At 67.8% G+C, this 18,500-nt stretch carries 17 protein-coding genes; 1 reads left to right on the top strand and 16 read right to left on the bottom strand.

The window, feature by feature from the left end:
- Nucleotides 1-11 precede the first annotated feature (11 nt).
- Nucleotides 12-1,127, bottom strand: coding sequence for an ATP-binding protein (locus tag FMZ75_RS03225; protein ID WP_166141281.1), 1,116 nt, complete (start codon nucleotides 1,125-1,127; stop codon nucleotides 12-14).
- 102 nt (nucleotides 1,128-1,229) lie between these two features.
- Between FMZ75_RS03225 and rssA the strand changes: the two genes are divergently transcribed.
- Nucleotides 1,230-2,198 (top strand): patatin-like phospholipase RssA, encoded by a 969-nt coding sequence (gene rssA / locus FMZ75_RS03220; protein ID WP_246728742.1) that lies wholly within the window; start codon nucleotides 1,230-1,232, stop codon nucleotides 2,196-2,198.
- Between the two features lie 40 nt (nucleotides 2,199-2,238).
- On the opposite strand, the gene FMZ75_RS03215 is transcribed toward rssA, so the two are convergent.
- The 15 genes from FMZ75_RS03215 to FMZ75_RS03145 all read right to left on the bottom strand — a co-directional run bounded on the left by FMZ75_RS03215 (nucleotide 2,239) and on the right by FMZ75_RS03145 (nucleotide 18,374).
- Nucleotides 2,239-3,162, bottom strand: coding sequence for a prephenate/arogenate dehydrogenase family protein (locus FMZ75_RS03215; RefSeq protein ID WP_142861476.1), 924 nt, complete (start codon nucleotides 3,160-3,162; stop codon nucleotides 2,239-2,241).
- Nucleotides 3,155-4,276: a histidinol-phosphate transaminase gene (hisC, locus tag FMZ75_RS03210; RefSeq protein WP_142861477.1), complete on the bottom strand. Its 1,122-nt coding sequence runs from the start codon at nucleotides 4,274-4,276 to the stop codon at nucleotides 3,155-3,157. Before hisC ends, FMZ75_RS03215 begins: the two co-directional genes overlap by 8 nt.
- Nucleotides 4,277-4,280: 4 nt before the next feature.
- Entirely contained in the window at nucleotides 4,281-5,156 is an 876-nt protein-coding gene (locus FMZ75_RS03205; RefSeq protein WP_142861478.1) for a chorismate mutase, read from the bottom strand.
- Between the two features lie 213 nt (nucleotides 5,157-5,369).
- Nucleotides 5,370-6,059 (bottom strand): lytic transglycosylase domain-containing protein, encoded by a 690-nt coding sequence (locus FMZ75_RS03200; RefSeq protein WP_166141280.1) that lies wholly within the window; start codon nucleotides 6,057-6,059, stop codon nucleotides 5,370-5,372.
- Nucleotides 6,060-6,160: 101 nt separating this feature from the next.
- Entirely contained in the window at nucleotides 6,161-7,837 is a 1,677-nt protein-coding gene (gene recN, locus FMZ75_RS03195) for a DNA repair protein RecN (protein WP_166141279.1), read from the bottom strand.
- 47 nt (nucleotides 7,838-7,884) lie between these two features.
- The gene (locus tag FMZ75_RS03190; RefSeq protein ID WP_108917512.1) at nucleotides 7,885-8,778 is read right to left on the bottom strand and encodes an outer membrane protein assembly factor BamD; all 894 of its coding nucleotides are present in this window, start codon (nucleotides 8,776-8,778) and stop codon (nucleotides 7,885-7,887) included.
- Between the two features lie 196 nt (nucleotides 8,779-8,974).
- A complete protein-coding gene (locus FMZ75_RS03185) occupies nucleotides 8,975-9,781 on the bottom strand; it encodes a sterol desaturase family protein (RefSeq protein WP_108917511.1) in 807 nt (268 codons plus the stop codon).
- 182 nt (nucleotides 9,782-9,963) lie between these two features.
- The gene (gene lpxC / locus FMZ75_RS03180) at nucleotides 9,964-10,878 is read right to left on the bottom strand and encodes a UDP-3-O-acyl-N-acetylglucosamine deacetylase (protein ID WP_246728741.1); all 915 of its coding nucleotides are present in this window, start codon (nucleotides 10,876-10,878) and stop codon (nucleotides 9,964-9,966) included.
- Nucleotides 10,879-11,087: 209 nt separating this feature from the next.
- Entirely contained in the window at nucleotides 11,088-12,794 is a 1,707-nt protein-coding gene (gene ftsZ / locus FMZ75_RS03175; RefSeq protein ID WP_166141278.1) for a cell division protein FtsZ, read from the bottom strand.
- A 97-nt stretch (nucleotides 12,795-12,891) separates the two neighbouring features.
- Nucleotides 12,892-14,205 carry a cell division protein FtsA gene (gene ftsA, locus FMZ75_RS03170; protein ID WP_166141277.1) on the bottom strand — a complete coding sequence of 438 codons (1,314 nt, stop codon included), beginning with the start codon at nucleotides 14,203-14,205 and terminating at the stop codon, nucleotides 12,892-12,894.
- The gene (locus FMZ75_RS03165; protein ID WP_246728740.1) at nucleotides 14,202-15,182 is read right to left on the bottom strand and encodes a cell division protein FtsQ/DivIB; all 981 of its coding nucleotides are present in this window, start codon (nucleotides 15,180-15,182) and stop codon (nucleotides 14,202-14,204) included. The genes ftsA and FMZ75_RS03165 overlap by 4 nt, the downstream gene beginning before the upstream one ends.
- Nucleotides 15,179-16,102, bottom strand: coding sequence for a D-alanine--D-alanine ligase (locus FMZ75_RS03160; protein ID WP_166141275.1), 924 nt, complete (start codon nucleotides 16,100-16,102; stop codon nucleotides 15,179-15,181). The genes FMZ75_RS03165 and FMZ75_RS03160 overlap by 4 nt, the downstream gene beginning before the upstream one ends.
- Nucleotides 16,099-16,461 (bottom strand): type II toxin-antitoxin system PemK/MazF family toxin, encoded by a 363-nt coding sequence (locus FMZ75_RS03155; RefSeq protein ID WP_166141274.1) that lies wholly within the window; start codon nucleotides 16,459-16,461, stop codon nucleotides 16,099-16,101. Before FMZ75_RS03155 ends, FMZ75_RS03160 begins: the two co-directional genes overlap by 4 nt.
- 99 nt (nucleotides 16,462-16,560) lie before the next feature.
- Nucleotides 16,561-16,797 carry an AbrB/MazE/SpoVT family DNA-binding domain-containing protein gene (locus tag FMZ75_RS03150; protein ID WP_108917504.1) on the bottom strand — a complete coding sequence of 79 codons (237 nt, stop codon included), beginning with the start codon at nucleotides 16,795-16,797 and terminating at the stop codon, nucleotides 16,561-16,563.
- A gap of 62 nt (nucleotides 16,798-16,859) precedes the next feature.
- Entirely contained in the window at nucleotides 16,860-18,374 is a 1,515-nt protein-coding gene (locus tag FMZ75_RS03145; RefSeq protein WP_166141273.1) for a formate dehydrogenase accessory protein FdhE, read from the bottom strand.
- Nucleotides 18,375-18,500 lie beyond the last annotated feature (126 nt).

The following is an 18,500-nucleotide window of genomic DNA, read 5'->3' as shown; positions in this document are numbered from 1 at the left end:
GGGAGAAGGACTTACAGAGACGGCGCGAACAGCGTCGGAATCGCGAAGCGAAACGCCGTCCCGTCGCCCGGCCGCGATTCGACCTCTATCTCCCAGCCGTGGCGATCCGCGATGGATTTGCAGATCGCCAGCTCTATGCCCGTGCCGGCATATTCCACATCGCTCTGCAGCCGGCTGAACGGCTCGAAAATCTTCTGCGCGAATTGCTGCTCGAAGCCGACGCCCTTGTCGATGATCGACAGATGGATCGCGCCCTCCTCCAGCGTCGCCGCGATCGTCACCTCGGCCGGCCGGCCGGGCTTGCGATATTTGATGGCGTTGGCGACGATATTCTGCATCAGGCAAGCGAATTGCGCGCGGTCGCCGACGAAAGCGGCGGCAGGAAGATCGACCTCGAGCCTGGTCTCTCCCGCGGCGATCGATTGCGCCAGCGCGGCGAGCGAGAATTGCACTTCCTCGCGCAGCTCCAGCGCCTCCAATTGCTGATCGCCATAGATGGTTCGCGCATAAATGAGCAGATCCTCGACGAGCTTGCGCGCGCGCACCGCGGCGCAGCGCATATGCGCGCTCGCCTGCATGATTTCATCACGGCCTCCCGCATTCATCGCCGCCTCGAGGCGCGATGATTGCGACGCGATCTCCGCCAGCGGCTGCTGCAGATCGAGCGAGGCGACATAAGCGAATTGGCCGAGCCGCTCATTGACGCGCTCCAGCTCGGCGACGCTCCCGGCGAGCGCCCGCTCCGCCGCGCGGCGCTCGCTCATATCGATGATCGTCGCCGTGACGAGAAGCTCGCGCTCCGTCATGAGCGGCGCGAGGCCGATCTCGACTGGAAACTCGCAGCCGTCGCGCCGCCGCGCCCTTATCTCATGGCCGACGCCCATCATGCGGCGGCCGGGATCGACGTAATAGAGCCGTCGAAACGCGGCATGTCGGCGGCGCGTCACGGCCGGCGTCAGCAGATCGACCGAGCGCCCGATCAATTCGTCGCGCGCATAGCCGAAGAGAATCTCCGTCTCGCGATTGGCGTAGCGCACCAGCCCGTCGGCGCCCACGATGAGGATCGCCGCCGGCGAGGCTTCGACCATCACCCGAAAGCGATCATATTCGATCGTCTCGCCGCTCATTTCGGCCTTCCCCTCGCGACATGAGCTGCGCCGCCCCGTCCCACGAATGTAGCGAATATGATATGTGAGCGACGCGGACGGAAGAAAAGAGCCTGAGCGGCAATGGCGATGGAAGCGACGGAAACGCACGAGACCGCGGAGCATCCGCTCGGCCGGCGCAGAATCGGCCTCGCGCTCAGCTCCGGCATGGCGCGCGGCTGGGCGCATATCGGCGCCTTGCGCGCCTTGAAGAAAATGGGCGTCTCCTTCGATGTCGTCGCCGGAACCTCGGCTGGCGCGCTGGTCGGCGGCTGCTTTCTCGCCGGCAAGCTCGACGAGCTGGAGGCCTGGGCCGCCTCGCTCGACAAGCGCAAGATCGTCTCCTATCTCGATCTCCAGCTCGGCTATGGCGGACTCATCAAGGGCGACCGCCTGCTGATGGAGCTGCGCCGCGCGCTCGGCCCCATGCGCGTCGAGACCTTGCCGACGCCTTTCGTCGCCGTCGCCACCGATCTCGTCACCGGCCATGAGATCTGGCTGCAAAAGGGCGATCTCGCCGAAGCGCTGCGCGCCTCCTTCTCTCTGCCGGGCCTGTTCCCGCCCATGGAGGTGGACGGGCGCTGGCTCGCCGATGGCGCGCTGGTCGATCCTCTGCCCGTCGCCGCCTGCCGCGCGCTCGGCGCGGAACTCGTCATCGCCGTCAATCTCAACACCGACATCATCGGCAAGTCGCGCGACGCCGCGCGCATTCCCTCGACCATGGGCTTCGATCCGGCGACTCTGCTCGAGCAAAAGCAGAAGCCCTTCGTCGCCTCGCTCACCGAGGCGCTCACGCGCGGCGTCTTCCGCCGCGACCCCGACCGCCCGAGCATTTTCGGCGTGATGACGACATCGCTCAGCATAATGCAGGACCGCTTGACGCGCTCGCGCCTCGCCGGCGATCCGCCCGACGTGCACATCACGCCGCGCGTCGGCCATATCGGTCTGCTCGAATTCGACCGCACCGAGGAAGCCGTGCGCGAAGGCGAGGCGGCGGTGGAGAAACGGCGCGAGGAGATCGCCGACGCGCTGCAGGTGATGGGGCTGATTTGAAGCGAATAGCGAGTGAGCTCGTCGCTATTCGCTCCCTTCCCTATTCTCTTCTACCGAAATCCGGCGCCGCCGTATCCTGCCCCTGCTCTATGATGCTGCGGCGGATGGCGCGCGTGCGCGTGAACAGCGCGAACAGCCCATCGCCGTCGCCGGTGCGGATCATGCGGCGCAGCGCCGTCAAATCCTCGTCGAAACGGCCGAGCATCTCCAGCACGGCGTCCTTGTTGTTCAAGAAAATATCGCGCCACATGGTCGGATCGGAGGCGGCGATGCGCGTGAAATCACGAAAGCCGGAGGCCGAAAATTTGATGACCTCCGACTGCGTGACCTCCTCGAGATCGGCGGCCGTGCCGACGATGTTATAGGCGATGAGATGCGGCAGATGGCTCGTCACCGCCAGCACCAGATCATGATGCGTCGCGCTCATCGTCTCGACATTGGCGCCGAGCCGCGTCCAAAAGGCCGAGAGCTTCGTCACCGCCTCGCCGTCGAAACCGTCCTGCGGCGTGAGAATGCACCAGCGATTCTGAAACAGCGTCGCAAAGCCGGCGTCGGGCCCGGAATATTCCGTGCCGGCGATCGGATGCGCGGGAATGAAATGCGCGCTGGCCGGCACATGCGGCGCGACCTGCGCGACAATCGCGCCCTTCACCGAGCCGACGTCGGAGAGAATTGCGCCCGGCGAAAGATGCGGCGCGATCACGCGTGCGACCTCGCCGCAAGCGCCGACCGGCACGCAGAGAATGACGAGATCGGCACCCGTCACGGCCTGCGCGAGATCGGCGGTCGTTTCATCGGCTATGCCGAGCTCACGCACGCGCGCGCACACTTGTTCCGAGGCGTCGCTCGCGGCGATCCGCGTCGCGGCGCCATAGGCGCGCGCGCCGCGCGCGATCGACGAGCCGATGAGGCCGAGGCCGATCAGCGCGACCTTCTCGAAGATCGGCGCGCGCGCGTCAGCCATGCGCGGCCCGCGGCGCCGCGCGCCATGAGGCGGTGAATTCGCCGAGCGCCGCGACGACGAGACGATCGGCCTCCTCCGAGCCGATGGTCAGCCGCAGAAATTGCGGCATACCGTAAGCGCCGATCGCGCGCAGCACCAGCCCGCGCGAGGTGAGGAAGCGATCGGCGTCCGCCGCCGTGCGCCCCGCCTCCTCCGGAAAGCGAATGGCGATGAAATTGGCGACGCTCGGCAGCACCTCGAGCCCCAGCGCCTCGATCTCGCGCGTGAGGAAAGGCAGCCAGCGCGCATTATGGGCGATCGCCGCCTCGACATGCGCCTTGTCCTGCACCGCCTCTATGCCCGCCTCGATCGCCGCGGCGCTGACATTGAAAGGGCCGCGCAGCCGGTTCAGCGCATCCATGATCGGCGCCGCACCATAGCCCCAGCCGAGCCGCAGCCCGGCGAGGCCGTAGATTTTCGAGAAGGTGCGCGTCGTCACCACATTGTCGCGCGTCGAGGCGAGCTCGAGCGCCGCCGAATAATCCTCCGCGCGCACATATTCCGCATAGGCGGCGTCGATGACGAGCACGACATGCTTCGGCAGCGCATCGGCGAGCCGCAGTATTTCCGACTTCGGCAGATAGGTCCCGGTCGGATTATTGGGATTGGCGAGGAAGACGATTTTCGTGCGCTCCGTCACGCGCTCCAAGATCGCGTCGACGCTCGCCTTGTAATTCGTCTCCGGCGCGATGACGGGAACGCCGCCCGCCGCGAGAATGACGATGCGATACTCCAGGAAACCATATTGCGTGTAGATTCCCTCGTCGCCCGGCTCGATGAAAGCGTGCGCGAGCAGCGCCAGAATATCGTCCGAGCCCGCGCCGCAGACGATGCGCTCCGGGTCGAGCCCATGCGCCACGCCGATCGCCTGCCGCAGCCGCGTCGCCGAGCCGTCGGGATAGGCGGCGATCTTCGGCGCCAGCGCGCGCAGCGCGTCCACGGCTTTGGGCGAGGGCCCGAGCGGCGTCTCATTGGCCGAGAGCTTGAAGACGCGCGCGGCGCCGGGGGCGGCGCTCTTGCCGGGCACGTAAGCGTCGATCGCCAGCACGCTTCGACGCACGACAGGTTTGGTCATCTCGTCAACTCCTCGGGGCAAAAACGCCGCTGCGGGCAATGTCCAATTCGAAACGCGCCGCATGACTGCCGACCGGCTCGGCGCGGACGCGGCCGACGCCGGCGCGCGCCAGCTCTTCCACAAATTGCGCGGCTTTCACATGGCCGGGCGCGGCGACGAGCAGAGACAGCTCCCCGCCATGCGGCGCGGTGGCGAGAATCTCGCCGGCCAGCGCGTCGATCGCCGCAGGGGCGGCCGGATGCCATTTCGGCAGTGTGAGCGCATAGAGGGCGATATCCTGCGAGGCGGCCTCGGCCAGGGGTTTCGCGACGATCAGCACCGGCAGGCCGGCCGGATGATTGGGCCGCTCGACGAAGGGCAGGCGCGCGATGATCTTGGGCGCGTTTTCGCCGACGAGCCTCGCCCACCAGGCGCCCTCCTCCTGCGCGCCGGCGGAGCGCAGCATTCCTAGATCGCCCTTGGAGCCCGCCACCGCCGCGACCACGGCGCCCGCGCCATGATGCGCGGCATAAGGCACGGTGAAGCCGAAGTGGAAGCGCGCGCTGTCGCGCATGGCGGCGTCGCCGCCGGAATCATCGGCGTGGAGGGAGTATTCCGCCTGCATATAGGTAAAGGTGGAGACGATGATGCGCCAAATGCCCTCGACCGTATCGACCGGCAACAGGCCCCGATGCCGCGAGACCAGCGCGCGCATCATCTTTGCCTCACGGTCCGGCCGAAAGGCGGAGGCGCCGTTCGGCCCCTTGACCGCGATCAGCCGATCGATGATCTCGCCGCGCTGCATGAGCAGGCCATGCATCTCGCGATCGATGCGGTCGATCTCGTCGCGCAGATCCGCGAGCGTTTCGGTCTCGATCTTGGGCAAAGAATCGTCTCGCATCGGCGCGTGCTGGCTTCAGAAAGGGCGGAGGGCTGTCTTAGGCCAGCGCGGCGCGGGAGGCAATGCGAGCAGCCGGGCTCGGGCCGAAGCTCCGAGCCCGGCTCGACGATTCCTATGCAGCCGCGTCATGCCCCGCGACGAGCGCGGCCGTGACGCAGGAAACATGAACAGAACGAAATCCCCGCCCCGTAGAACGACTGAGAACCGGCGGCTCTACTGCTGCTGCGCCGTCTGCGCCTCGAGCGCGATCGGAGCCTGCGCCTCCGTATACATCATGACCGGCTCCGGCTGGGCTTGCGGTTCCGCCGCCCTGACATGCTTGCCGGCGGGAATATCGATCGCAGCCAGCACGAACGGCTGCGGCTCGGCTTTCGCCACGGCGGACGCGATCGGCTCGCTCTGCTCATCCGTGACCGAGCGCCCGCTGGCCATCTGGCCGAGCAGCCCCTTGCGCTTGGCCTCGTAATAGAAACCCTTGGCGTAGAGCTGAATGGCCCTTTGCGCGTCGCCGCCGGCGACGCGGAAGGCGTTAGCGAGATAGGCGCCGGCATAAGAGAGATTGGTCTCGGCGTCGAGCAGGCCCTTGGCCGGGCCGCTGTAGCCGACGCTACGCGCCGTATCGTAGCGAATCTGCATCAGGCCCCAATAGGGCCCGTTCTTGGCGGCGGGATTGTAATTGCTTTCGCGGCGCACCGCGGTATGGATCAGCGATTCGGGAATGTCGTAAGTGCGAGCGCAGCGGGAAATGCTGTCTTCCAGCTTCTCGCGCTGCGAGAGCTTCGCCTTCGGCGGCGGCGGCTCGTCCACCGCTTTGGCGACGAATTGATTCTCGGGAGCGTAAGAATTGCAGCCCGCGAGCGCAAAGCCCATGGCGGCCGTCGCCGCGCAAATCGCCAGTCTCATTCGTCCTCCCGAGCCGATTTGGTTAGCGCTTCTTAACCCGAGATCGAGCTTTCGCCAAATCGGCGCGAATCCGTACGGGGCTCGAGAGCGGCGGAGGCGTCCTACCCCGCCCCTTCCAGCAGCCGGCGGGCCGCCGCGCGGGCCTCGTCGGTGATCGCCGCGCCCGAGAGCATACGGGCGATCTCCTCGCGCCGCTCCGCCTCCTCCAGCTCGGCGACGCGCGTCGCCACATGATCTTTCGCCTTGCCTTTCACAGCGCCCTTGGCGATGCGCAAATGCCGGCCGGCGCGCGCCGCCACTTGCGGCGCATGGGTGACGGTGAGCACTTGTGCGCGTTTCGCGAGCCGCGCCAGACGCTGGCCGATGGCGTCCGCCACCGCGCCGCCGACCCCCGTGTCGATCTCGTCGAAAACCAGCGTGGGCGCCGAGCCGCGATCGGCGAGCACGACTTTCAGCGCCAGCATGAAGCGCGCGAGCTCGCCGCCGGAGGCGACTTTTACGAGCGGGCCGGGCCGCGAGCCCGGATTGGTCTGCACCCAGAACTCCACGCGGTCATAGCCCTCCGCCCCGCCGGTCGCAGGATCGCTAACGATCTCCGTGCGAAAGCGCGCGCCTTCCAGCTTCAAGGGCTTCAGCTCGCCCTCCACCAGAGCGTCGAGCGTCTTGGCCGCCGCGCGCCGCGCCGCCGAAAGGCTTTCCGCCGCCTTGGCGTAGGCGGCCTGCGCTCTGGCGACAGCCTCGCTCAGCGTCACGATGCGCGCCTCGCCGGCGTCCAGCGCGGCGAGATCGGCGGCGAAACGCTCGGCGAGCGCGGGCAGCGCGTCGACGCTGGTCTGATGCTTGCGCGCGGCCCCGCGCAGCGCGAACAGCCGCTCCTCTATGCGCTCTAATTCACGCGGGTCGAAATCGGCGTCGCGGAGCGCCTGCTCCAGCGCCTGCTCGGCCAGGGAGAGCGCATCGAGCGCCTGAGCGAGCGCCTTGGCCGGCGGCTCGATCAGCTGCGGCGCCTGGGTCGCGCGCCGTTCCAGACGACGGGCGGCGGAGGCGATTTCGCCGGCGGGCGAATGATCGCCGGAAAAAGCCGCGAGCGCGTCGCGCAGATCGCCGGCCACTTTCTCGGAGCGCTGCATGGTCTGGCGCCGCTCGGCCAGCGCGGCCTCCTCGCCGGGCTGCGGCGCCAGCGCGTCCAACTCCTCATTGGCGTGGCGCAGATAATCGGCCTCGGCGCGCGCCTTGGCGACGCGCGCCTCCTCCTCGGCCAGCTCGCGGCGCGCGCGCTGCAATGCGCCATACAGCTCGCGCACCTGCGCGGCTCTGTCGCCGAGCGCGCCATGGGCGTCGACGAGCGCCCGATGCGCGCTCGGATCGACGAGCGCGCGATCATCGTGCTGGCAATGGATCTCGACCAGCGAGGCGCCGATGGCGCGCAGCGCCTGGGCGCTGGCCGGCTGATCATTGACGAAGGCGCGGGTGCGGCCGTCGCTGGTCTGCACGCGGCGCAAGACCAGCTCGTCCTCGGCGTCGAGGCCGAATTCGCGCGCCGCGGCGAGGGCCGGATGGTCGCGCGGCAGATCGAAAGCCGCAGTCACCTGCCCCTGCTCCTCGCCGGCGCGCACCAGCGAAGCGTCGCCGCGCGCGCCCAGCGCCAGCAGGAAAGCGTCGAGAAGGATGGATTTGCCGGCGCCGGTCTCGCCGGTCAGCGTCGTCAGGCCGGACGCGAATTCGAGATCGAGCCTGTCGATGAGAACGATATCACGGATAGACAAACGGACGAGCATGAGCGCGCTCTACTCTTCCGGCCCCCTCGGCTCGCCCTCGCGAACGCTCAGCTGGAGCCGAGCGTCTTGCCGATCTTGGAGAGCCAGGAGCCATGATGTTCCTCGGGCGCGACGCCGCCCGTCGCGAGCAGCGAATGCGCGTCCTTGTACCAGGACGAATCGGGGAAATTATGCCCCAGAATAGCAGCCGCCGTCTGTGCCTCATTGACGACGCCCATGGCGAAATAGGCTTCCGTCAACCGATACAGCGCCTCCTCGGCGTGGCGGGTCGTCTGATATTTGGCGAGCACGTCGTGGAAGCGATTGACCGCGGCCGGATAATTCTTGCGCGTCAGATAGAAGCGGCCGACCATCATATCCTTGGCGGCGAGCTGGTCGCGCGCCACCTGGATCTTGTATTTGACGTCGGTCACATATTCCGACTTGGGGAATTTCTCGACGAGCTGGGTGAAAATGGCCAGCGCCTTCTCCGCGCTCTCCTGGTCCTGCATCACCGCCGGGACCTGATTATAATAAGACATTCCCGCGAGATAGTACATATAGGGCGTGTCGGGAGAGGTCGGATAGAGGCCGATGTAGCGCTGCGCCGAGGCGACCGCATCGTCATAGGCCGGCTTCTGATATTGGGCGAAGGTCTGCATCAAGAGGCCTTTGCGCGCCCATTGCGAGAAGGGATATTGCTTCTCGAGCTCGCCGAACTTCTTGGCGGCGTTCTCGTAATCATGCTTCTCCATGCGGGCGAGGCCCTGATTATAGATATCCTCGGCCGGGATCTCGGGGAGAATCTCGGTCTTGTATTTCTCGCCGGAGAACAGGCCGAAGCCGCTCGTTATGCTGTCGAGAATATCGGCGCGTCCCTTGGCCGCCGGGAGAGCCGCGACGAGGACCGCCGCCAGCGCTGCGCGCGCGAGATCTGTGGGGCGAAACGGGCTTGCGATCATGGATTCGGCCTCGCGGGGACGTTATTTAAGCTTCTCTAAACCAATTCGCCGAAGGGCGCCACTCGGGAAGGCGCTCGTACGAACGCCCTCCCCTGTTTCGAAGAGACGTGCCGGATCGGGCGAGATTATGGCGCGCGCCGCCCTTTGCGGTCGAGACTTTCGCGCGAAGGCGAAATGCTGCCGGAAGACCGAAACGTCAGGCGGAGGCCGCCGCCCGCTCTCTTCGCCGCACGCGCTCCGGCACGAGGTCCCAGCGCGTCTTGAACAGCGTATCGCAAATGCCGGGCGTGCCGAAGCCGTCGGAGAAGCTCACATTGCCGCGCGTGTGGTGATAGCCGTGCGCCATGCTGGTGGTGAGATGGTCGAGCGCGGCGTTGAGCCGCTTGCGCCAGCCGGTCGCGGCGGGATCGCGGAAGGCGAGGCCGAAATCATAGCCCGAATGCTCATAGAGCCCTCCGAGCGCGCCGAGGCTGGTCGTCCACAAGTGAAAGGCGACGCTGGCGCCGCCGCCGCCGACGAGAACCAATGGCAGCAGATAGGGCAGCACGATCTCGAAGAAGAAATCCGCGCTCGACTGATAGCAGGCGCTGATCGCCTTGCTGGCGCCGGTCTGGTGGTGCAGCGCATGGCCGAGCCGATTCATCAGCGCCGGATGATGCAGCAGATGGCGATGGGCGACATATTGCACCACATCATGACCGATCAGCATTCCGATCATGGTGAGGACGAGCGCGGTCCAGGTCAGATGCGGCGCGCCGACGAAGGCGAGGCCGAGATATTCGACCGCCAGCATGGAGGGCAGCAGAATCGCCGTCTGGTTGAACAATACGCGCGGCAGCAGCGCGCGATAGCTCATGCGATCGAGATCGCGAACCTTGAAGCGTCGCAGCCGGCCGGTCGAATCGCACCATTCGAATGCGTAGCCGATCCCATGGAACGCGATCATCTGCGCGGCCCAGGCGAACAACGACAAAGGAATATATCCGAATGGTTCGAGCGACATGGGAGGGCGGACTCCGAGCATGGAGATCCGTTCGTCGCGCCGGCCGCAATCCGCGCGGCGAACGGAGGATATTTTTTCGTCCTATAGCCGAGTTCAGGGCGTATTTCTAGTGAGGCGGGGCGAGGCGCGACGACGCATCCCGCTCATATCCCATGATTTGTGCGCGCGGCGGGGGCGAGGCCTCAGCGCGACGCGCAAAGAAGCGCGGGACCGCGAGGCCGCGGCCGCTCGTCGGCGCCGACGAAGGCGAAGGCCGCGGGCGTCGCCAGAAGCGTCTCGACGAGCGCGAGATTGAGACTGTGGCCGCCGCGATAGGAGCGGAAGGCGCCGATGATCGGCGCGCCGGCGAGCGCGAGATCGCCGAGCACGTCGAGCATTTTATGGCGGACGAATTCATCGGCGAATCGCAGGCCCTGCGGATTGAGCGCGCGCCCTTCCGCTATGACGATCGTATTGTCGAGCGAGGCGCCGAGCGCCCTGCCCTCGCGCCACAGACGCTCGGCGTCCGACAAAAAGCCGAAGGTGCGCGCCCGCGCGATCTCGGTGCGAAAGCGCGCCGGCGTCAGCCGCAGCCGCCGCCGCTGGCGGCCGATGGGCGCGGCGGTGTAGGAAATCTCGACGTCCAGGGAGAAGCCCGAGGGCGCGGGCGAAAGCTCGGCCCAGGCGGCGCCGTCGGCGACGCGCACCGGCGCGCGTATCTCGATAGAGCGGCGCGGCGCGGCGAGCCTCACGATTCCCGCCTCGTCGATCGCCGCGACAAAGGCCGCCGCCGAGCCGTCCATCGCCGGTATCTCCGGCCCGTCGACGTCGATCGCGACATTGTCGACGCAAAGGCCGCGCAGCGCCGCCATCAGATGCTCGATGGTCGAGATCGACGCGGCGCCGGAGCCCAGACGCACGCAGAGCTCGGTGGAGGAGACATTATGCGCCTCGGCGCGCAGCCCATCCACGCCGCCGAACCGCGTGAAGACGATCCCCGAGCCGGCCTCGGCGGGCGCGAGAACCAGCCGCGCGGCGCGGCCGCTATGCGCGCCGACGCCCTCCAGCGTCACGGCGGCGGCGAGCGTCGTCTGCATCGTCGGTCGACGCGAGGTCATGACTTCCGTTTCACTCCCGGGAGAGGCGGGTTCGCGCGCCGCATCGCGCGCAACTGTGCGCCATTGTGGCGGAGTGGCGCCGGCGCAAGATAATCCGCGCCGCAGCGGGGCTCCAGTCACGGTTTTTTACAAAATGTTACAATCGGCGCGAATGAGAAAAGGCCCGCCGAAGCGGGCCTTTCACAGATTTCGCGATCCAGCGGGCGCGATCAGCTGTTGATCTGGCGGCGCAGAAAGGCCGGAATCTCGAGCTGCTCGTCCTCGATCGAGCGAGCCGGCGCGACGCGGCGGCCATGCGGGTCGAGCCCGGCGTGTCCCGCCGCCGGCTGCGGCGCGGGGGCGACGGGGCGCTTGGCGTATTCCGCATGGCTCTGCGAGGGCGCGGGAGCCTGCGGGCGCATTTGCGGACGCGGGGCGGCGGCCGCCGGCCCCTGCAGCGCATCCTCCTGGCGGCTCGCGCCGAAGGAGGCGAGACGCTCCAGCAGCGTGCGGCGGCGCGCGGCCTCCGGCGCCTGGCCGGCGGCCTCGCCGCGCGCCTGCCGATATTGCTCCTGCACCGGCCGCGGGAAATCCTCGATCTGCGGCATACGCATACGCGGCAGCTCGGCGGCCGGCGGGATGTAGGGCTCATGCGCCTCCATCATCGGGGCCTGCTGGGGAGCGGGCTCCGGCGCATAGGCGGCCGGGCGCGTCGCCACCTGCTCCAGATAGACGTCGCGCGAAGCGGCGGGCGCCTGCTGCTGCGGCTCGCCGTAATAGGGCGAGGGCTGGCGCTCCGTCGGGACCGGCGCGGGCTCGGGCGCATAGGCATGAGGCGCCGGCTGCGGAGCCGGCTCGGCGATCGTATGAACGATCGAGGGGCGGCTCTGCGCCGCCACCTGCGCGCGCAGACGCTCGGCGGCCTCGAGCACGCGGGCTTCCGCGGCGGCGGCGTCCTCGGCGGCGGTGCTCGGCAGATCGATGCCCGTCGCCACCACCGACACGCGCACCACGCCCTCGAGCGAGGAGTCGAAGGTCGCGCCGAGGATGATGTTGGCGTCCTCGTCCACCTCCTGGCGGATGCGGCTCGCCGCCTCGTCCACCTCATAGAGGGTGAGGTCGTTGCCGCCGGTGATCGAGATCAAGAGGCCGCGGGCGCCCTTCATCGACACTTCGTCGAGCAGCGGATTGGCGATGGCCGCCTCCGCCGCGAGGCTGGCGCGGCGCTCGCCGGTGGCCTCGCCCGTGCCCATCATCGCCTTGCCCATGCCGCGCATGATCGAGCGCACGTCGGCGAAGTCGAGATTGATGAGGCCTTCCTTGACCATGAGGTCGGTGACCGAGGCGACGCCCGAGTAGAGCACCTGATCGGCCATGGCGAAAGCGTCGGCGAAGGTGGTCTTCTCCGTGGCGATGCGGAAAAGATTCTGATTCGGGATGATGATCAGAGTGTCGACCGACTTCTGCAGCTCGGCGATGCCGCTCTCGGCGATGCGCAGGCGGCGCGCGCCCTCGAAATGGAAGGGCTTGGTGACGACGCCGACGGTCAGAATGCCCATTTCGCGCGCCGTGGCGGCGATGACGGGCGCAGCGCCGGTGCCGGTGCCGCCGCCCATGCCGGCGGTGACGAACACCATATGCGCGCCGGAAAGATGCTCCCGAATCTCGTCCTTGGCCTCTTCCGCGGCGGCGCGGCCGACTTCCGGCTGCGCGCCGGCGCCGAGGCCTTCCGTCACCTGCAGGCCCATCTGGATGACGCGCTCGGCGCGCGCGGAGGCGAGCGCCTGCGCGTCGGTGTTGGCGACCAGAAAGTCCACGCCCGAGAGGCCCGACATGATCATGTTGTTGACGGCGTTGCCCCCGCCGCCGCCGATGCCGCACACCAATATGCGGGGCTTCAATTCCCGGAGCTCGGGCGCCTTGAGATTGATCGTCATCGCCAGACCTTTCGACTGATTTTCATGCGACTGCGCGTCGGTTGCCGTCCCCGGAGCGTTTCGCCGACGCGCGCCTCGCTCTCCTTGCTCGAAAACTTCAAAAACTGTCCCTCAACCATTGTCCGACCCGAGAGAAGTAGCCATTGGTCCCGGTCCCGCGCATCTCCGCCTCCCGGCGCGGCTCGAAATATTCGCGCCCCGAAAATTGCGGATAGACGAGCAGGCCGACGGCCGCGGCGAAAGCCGGGCTGCGGGCCGATTCGGGCAGGCCGTCTATGCCGGCCGGCCGGCCGACGCGCACCTGTCCGCCCAATATGCGGCGCGCCGCCTCCGGCAGGCCGGTGAGCAGGCAGGCGCCGCCGGTGAGCACCACGCGGCGGCCGGCATGGGCCGAAAAGCCCGACGCCGCCAGCCGATCGCGCAGGAATTCCAAAGTCTCCTCGACGCGCGGACGAATGATGCGCACGAGATGCGATTTCGGCGCATGGGCCGGATATTCGCCGCTCTCGCCGACATGATCGAAGGCGATCGTCTCGCGATCGTCGGAGGGCGAGGAGATCGCTGCGCCATAGAGCGTCTTCAGACGCTCGGCGTCGCTGAGGCGACAATCGAGGCCGCGGGCGATGTCCATGGTGATGTGATTGCCGCCGAGCGTCACCGCGTCGACATGCGCCAGCGCGCCGCCGGAGAAGACGGCGAGCGAGGTGACGCCGGCGCCCATGTCGATGACGATGGCGCCGAGCTCCGCCTCATCGGCCTCCAGCACGGCGAGGCCGGCGACATAGGGCGCCGCGGCGGCGGCCTCAATGCCGAGATGGCAGCGCTCCACCGCGACGAGAAGATTGCGCATCGCCGCCTGATCGCAGCTGGCGACATGGAGATCGACGCCGAGCTCGCCGCCGACCATGCCGGCGGGCTCGCGAATGCCGGCGGTGCCGTCGAGCGAGAAGCCGGTAGGCAGCGAATGGACCACGATGCGGCCGCGCTCCGTCACATGGGCGGCGGAGGCCTCGAGCACGCGATGCACGTCGGAGGGCGCGACGGCGCCGGAGACGACGCGCGTCTTGGCGGCGAAATGCTGCGAGGCGAGCCGGCCGCCCGAAGCGGTGACGACGATGGCGTCGACCTGCGAGCGCGCCATGCGCTCGGCCGCATCCACCGTGCGGCGGACGGCGCTCTCGACCTCCTCCATATCGACGATCTGGCCGGCCTTGACGCCGCGCGAGCGCTGATGGCCGATTCCGAGCACGCGCGCGCGATGCGTGCGCCCGCGCGGCGAGCCCTCGCCCACCGGCGTCAGCCGGGCGATGATGCAGGCGATCTTCGACGTGCCGACGTCGAGCACCGCCATGGTGGCGCTGCGGCGGGCGCCGAGCTGCTTCATTCGCGGCGGGAAGATATGTGGCTTCATGTCTGGCCGCCCTTGCGTGAATTGCGCGACGTCGCGGCCGCGCGCGCCGCGACCGCCTCTTCGGAAAGGCGAACCGCGACGCGTCCGGACGCACGCAAATCGATCGAGATCACATCCTTGTCGAGTATCCTGGCCTCACGCTGGAGTCGCTGCAGCAGCGCCAGCGCCGCCTCCGGCTCGCGCTCGGGGAGCTTCACCTCGACGCCATTGGTCATGTCGAGCGACCAGCGCCGCCCGGAGACGAGAACGCCGGCGCGCACGCGCGATTTGAGATCGCCGACGGCCTCCAGCAGCCGCATATATTCGTCGAGCCGCTTCTCCGCGCCCTCGCCGACGACGAAGGGCAGGCCGATGAAACGCTCGTCGCGCATCTCGTCGATGACGACGCCGTCGGCGGCGACGACGGAGAGCTTGCCGTCGCGCTGCCAGAGCGCGAAGGGACGCCGCCCCTCGAGCGCGATGATCAGCCGATCGGGATAGAGCTTCAGCACGCGCGCGCTCTCGACCAGCGGCAGCGCGGTCAGCCGCTCGCGAATCGTCTCGGCGTCGAGGAAGAGCAGCGAGTTGGTGGGCTTGACGCCCGAGGCGGCGAGCACGTCGCTTTCGGAGAGCTCTCCGAGCCCGCTGATGGTGACGACCTCGATGGAGAAGCCGAGCGCGCGCGCCACTATGTCGCGCGGCGCGCCGTTGCGCGCGACGAATTCCGCATAGCCGCCATTGTGCGCCACGCCGGCCGAGCCCACAGCGCCGAACAGCAGAGCGAGCGCCGCCGTGCCGATCCCCGGCAGAGCCGCGATGCGCGAGAGACGCCCGCGCTCCGCCTGCGCGGCGGAAGCCGCCGAGCGGCCGCGCCGCTCGGCGGGCTCGGAGCCGACGGGATTTACGTAAGGGGCGGAATAGGCGCCGGCGTGAAGAGAACCAGCCTGGACGGGATGCGGATGCGCGACATCGAAGAGAGCCTCGACAGGCTCTCTCAACGATCGCAGGACGCGTCTTCCACCATCCATCTCACGAGCTCGCCAAACGAATAGCCGGCATGGGCCGCCATTTCGGGAACCAGCGAGGTCTCGGTCATGCCCGGCTGCGTGTTGACCTCCAGCACGACGAGCTCGCCCGTGCCTTCCGGGCGATCGTCGTATCGAAAGTCCGCGCGGCTGACGCCGCGACAGCCGAGAGCCCGATGAGCCTCGAGCGCCAACTGTTGGACCTCTTGGTAAATATTTTGTTTAAGATTTGCCGGAAGCACGTGTTTCGAACCGCCTTTCGCGTATTTCGCGTCGAAACCGTAGAACTCCTCCGACACCGGGAGGATTTCGATGACGTCGAGCGGACGGTCGCCCATCACCGCGCAAGTGAGCTCGCGGCCGTCGACGAAATTCTCCGCCAGCATGAAGTCGCCATGCCGCCAATCGGCGCTCGCCAGCTCCTGCGGCGGATGCGAGCGCCCTTCTTTCACGATGAACACGCCGAAGGACGATCCCTCGCTCACCGGCTTCAGCACGTAAGGGGGCTCGAGGGCGTGGGCCTTGGCCGCCTCGAGACGATGAACCACCCGCCCCCGCGGCACTGGCACGCCGGCCGCCGCCATCACGCTCTTGGCCACATCCTTCTTCATCGCCAGAGACGAAGCGAGCACGCCCGAATGCGTATAGGGAATGCGCAGAATTTCCAGCACGCCCTGAATGGCGCCATCCTCGCCGAAACGTCCGTGCAGCGCATTGAACGCCACATCCGGCGCGAGCTTGGCGAGAACCTCGGCGACGTCGCGGCCGACGTCGACGCGGGTAACGCGATAGCCGACGCTCTCCAGCGCCTTGGCGCTCGCCTCGCCCGACCGCAGCGAGACCTCGCGCTCGCAGGAGAATCCGCCCATGAGCACGGCGACGTGAGCTGTCATGACGCACCTTTGCGTGGTTTGGGGCGATCTCGCCCGATAAAGGAACGCACCGCTGCGAAGACCGCTTCGGCCTGCCCGGCCCCCAGTCGTCCGGCGCGCCGCACGATCCGAGACGGTTCGACATTGGCGATCTTGACCGGCCGCACGATCGACGGGCGCGAAAGCCCGGCGGCCGACAAATCCTCGATTATGATGTCCTGCTCCATGCCGGAATTCTGCGCTGTCGTTATCATGACGAGCCAGAGAAAGCCGGCGGACATCACCTCGTCGTTCGAGACGACCAGAGCCGGCCGTCGTTTTTCCGCAAATCGATCCGAATAGGGCACGACGACCACGTCGCCCGGCGCATAGCGCGTCATTGCGCGCGCCTCCGCGAGCGAGCCTCGCGGCGCGCGGTCCAAAACCGCCCCACGGACCGCGAGCCTTCAGGCTCGCTCTCGCCGATCGCGAATATCGCGTCAAAGATCGGCATAGGCCTCGTCGTCGGCGTCGCTCGCCCATTCGGTGAAAGTGGCGAAGGGATCTTCCTCCTCATTCGCCGCGCCGCGCTCGATCCGCACGCCCGAGTCGTCGATCACATAGCGCAGCCGATCGCCCGGCTTGATGCGAAGACGCTCGCGGACCTCGGCGGGCAGAACCGTCTGGCTCTTCACCGAAACCTTCGAATAGACCGTCTGGCGCCTAACGGACGGCATGGCTCGCGCTCCTTACGTCTTACCGTCTTACTATAGGCCGAACGGCCGGCATGTCCAGACGCTCACTCCGCCCGCCGCCAAATCTCTACATCTCCCGCCCGTTTCGCGAGCCTGTAGCCGTCCAGCGCGGCGGCCGTTTCCGGGCGTTTCAGTACCCATTCCCGCGTCGCCCGATCCTCGGCGACGACGATATCCGGGCGCCCCGCCCGAATATCCTGCGCCAATGCGGCGAGATCGGCGATGCGCCGCGCCTCCAGCGCTTCGCGCCGCGGCGGGCTCGCCGTCTCCAGCAGCCGCCCGACCAAGGCCGTGGTCCACAGCGCATTCTGCCGTCCGACCCATTCGCCGTCGAGCCGCCGCGTCAGCGGATGGCCGAAATCGAGCTGGCTGGCGATGGTCGCGATGCGCGGATGCGGCGGCGCGACCTCGGCGACGGCGGCCAGCAGCCCCTCATGCTCCTCGCGGTCGGTCAGCTGCTCGACGATTCCGAAATAGGCCGGCGCGGCGAGCAGAGCGGGCAGGAACAGGAATTTCATCAGCGCCGACTTCGCGCCGGTCGCCGGCGCCGCCTCGCGCAGCGCGAAAAATATCCAGGCGAAGAGCAGCAGGATCATCGCCGGATAGGCGTGATTCATCCAGCCTTTCCCTTGCAGCAGAAAGGCGACGAAAAAGCCGAGCGAGGCGGCGAGCGCGACGAGAGGCGCCCGGCCGAGCGCGCCGCGCGCCGCGACGAGAAATCCGGCCAGCAGCGCGAGATAGGCCAGAGCGAGCGAATGGGACAGAAAGTGGCCGAGATCGTCGCGCGCCGGCCCATAGACCTCGAACGCCAGCGGCAGAGCCTGCGAGAGATAGGCCGGAAAGGCGAGCAACGTCGCGCCCGTCAGCGCGATGGAGGCGAGCGCGGCGGAAACGAGCTCCACGCGCCACAGAGCGCGAAGCGAGCGCGCGCGCCATGCGATCGCCAGCGCCGGCAGAATGACGGCGAGCGCGAAATGTGGCTTCAGCGTCACCGCGACGCCGCCGCAAACTCCCGCGGCGATCCGCGCGAAACGCGGCGACGGGCGCGCGCCCTCCTCCGCCGCCAGCGTCGCGAGCAGCGGCAGAAGCGCGAGCAGCGCGATATGCTCGCGTTCCGCGAAGACGATCTCCGGCGCGACCAGCAGCAGAAAGATCGCCGCATTGCCGAGCGGCATCCATTCGCGAAGGCTGCGCGCCGCGCTCAGCCGCAGCAGATGAAACGACAAGCCGATCGACGCCGCGGCGGCGAAGAAGACGAGCGCCACGACGACCGCCTCCGCCCGAAGATGCAGCGCGCGGGCGAGCAGCACGGCAGGCATGAGCGAAAGAAAGGCCCCGGGCGGATTGGGATCGCTCACCTCGACATAGGCTGCGCGTCCGTCGAGGACTTTCTCCGCAAAGGTCAAAAACCAGGAGACGTCGCAATCGATATGGCCGATGAGCTGCTGCGCGAAGGCGACGAGCGCGAGCGCTCCGCCGAGCAGCGGGCTCGACGCTGCGCGAAGGAGTCCATCGTCCTGCGCGGGCGCGGCGACGACGCTCTTCTCGATCACGCTCATCTCGAGCATTCCCTGCGAGCCGAGACGGCTTCGCCTCCCCCTCGAGGGAGGTCGAGCGCCGAAGGCGCTCGGGAGGGGGTGAGCCTCCGAATCTGGGGAATTTCATCCCACCCCGGATCGCTTCGC

This window comes from Methylosinus sp. RM1, from assembly GCF_011378635.1.
In the GTDB taxonomy this organism is placed as follows: Bacteria; Pseudomonadota; Alphaproteobacteria; order Rhizobiales; family Beijerinckiaceae; genus Methylosinus; species Methylosinus sporium.
The sequence above is the reverse complement of the archived record's forward strand: the minus strand, read 5'-3'. Positions and strand labels throughout refer to the sequence as shown.